At 68.5% G+C, this 1,726-nt stretch carries 1 protein-coding gene and 1 pseudogene; one reads left to right on the forward strand and one right to left on the reverse strand.

The features are described from left to right. On the reverse strand, positions 1 to 736 hold a 736-nt coding region (locus L995_RS16935), incomplete at its 3' end, for a GntR family transcriptional regulator (protein ID WP_047472729.1). Between the two features lie 176 nt (positions 737 to 912). Between L995_RS16935 and L995_RS16940 the strand changes: the two are divergent. Then, positions 913 to 1,726, forward strand: a pseudogene (locus tag L995_RS16940) (hypothetical protein); the annotation flags it as partial.

Here is a 1,726-nt window from a genome sequence, read left to right on the forward strand (position 1 = left end):
CCGCGTCCATTTCCATATGCACGTACTCGCTGAGAAAGCGGACCCGCGCCCAGTAGATCAGCAGCCCGTCGGCATTGCAGGCCCAGCGCAGCGCCTGCATCAGCGGCGTGCCCAGGGCCACGCCCAGGTGCTCGGCGGCCAGTTCGTCGGCCGGCGCCACGCTCAGGTGCTGGCGCGCCACGGCAATGCGCGAGGGGTCGCTGCTCAGGGCCACGGCCAGGGAGCTGCGCTGCAGCTGGGCCTCGATCTCGGGGAACAGTTCCTGCTCCAGGTACAGCTGCGACAGGCAAAACCGCGCCGCGTCATGGTCGTACACGCGCAGCAGGTGCACGTAGGCGGGGGCCATGCGGCCCACGTCGGGGAAGCCTTCGGGAATCGGCGGCAGGCAGTCCCGCCCGGTGTGCAGGGTGATCTGGCCGATGTGGGCGCCAAAGGCCACCAGCTCCTTCCAGCTGGTGGGCAACAGAAAGGACGGCGGCTTGTAGGGCGCCGCAATCACCCGCGTGCCGCCGCGCTTGCGCGTGAGCAGCAGGCCCTCTGCCACCAGGGCGCCCAGCGCCATGCGCACCGTGGTGCGCGACACGCCATGCAGCGCCTGCAGCTCCTGCACCGTGGGAATGGCGCTGCCTACGGGCCAGGCGCCCGTGGACACCTTGCTGCGGAACAGCCGCGCCAGCTGCAGGTGCAGCTTGTCCCGGCCTTGTTGAGGGGCCGACGCGGTGGAGTTGGAGGGCATGAAGGCAATAAAGTATCTATTCAGTGCTTTTATTTTTGCACAAAGCAATAGCCCTGACAGCCTGCACTGACGCCCGTCGTTGACAAATGTCTTCAATTGGACAGGCCGAATGACTTTTAAACTGCGGCCCTTTTTCCGTTTTTCGAACGTTGGCCAGAGCGGCCGTTGGGTATTTCATGCAGCAGCAACATGCTTGGGAGTTTTTTCGCGCCGGTGGAGTGGACCAGGTGGTCATCCGCACCGGGCAGGACATTGCGCACATCGGCGAGCTGGACCAGAAGCTGTGGGTGGCCCTGGCCTGCCCCACGCGCGGCATCGAGTTCGACAGCGACACGCTGGACCTGATCGACGAAGACAAGGACGGCCGCATCCGCCCGCCCGAACTGATCGCCGCCTGCCAATGGGCCGTGGCGCGCGTGCGTGACCCCCAGGTGCTGGCCGATGGCGGCGACGTCCTGCAACTGTCCAGCCTGGAGCGCAACAGCGAGCAGGGCGCCCTGCTGCATGCCGAGGCCGAGCGCATGCTGGCCCTGTCCGGTCAGGCCGGCGGCTCCGCGCTGAGCCTGGCCCAGGTGCGCGAGCGCCTGGCCTCCCTGGCGGCCATGCGCTTCAATGGCGACGGCATCGTCAGCCCCGCCACCGCCGGGGACGACAAGGCGCTGGCCGCGCTGGTCGAGCGCATCGGCAAGGCCTACGGCACGGCGGCGGGCGCCGATGGCGTGGCCGGCATCGCACGCAAGCAGGCCGAGTCCTTCTATGCCGACCTGCGTTCCCTGCGCGACTGGCATGCAGGCGCCGAGGCCCTGGGCTGCGGCATTGCCGAGCGCGACCAGGCCCTGGCCGCGGCCCGCGCCGTGGACGCGGTGCAGGCCAAGGTGGACGACTTCTTCGCACGCACGCGGCTGGCCGCCTTCGACACGCGCGCGCAGGACCCGCTCAACCCCTCCATCGAAGGCTATGCGGCCCTGGGACGCGAAGTGCTGGACAGCG

The sequence above is a fragment of the Delftia sp. ZNC0008 genome (assembly GCF_000799035.1).
In the GTDB taxonomy this organism is placed as follows: domain Bacteria; phylum Pseudomonadota; class Gammaproteobacteria; order Burkholderiales; family Burkholderiaceae_C; genus Comamonas; species Comamonas tsuruhatensis.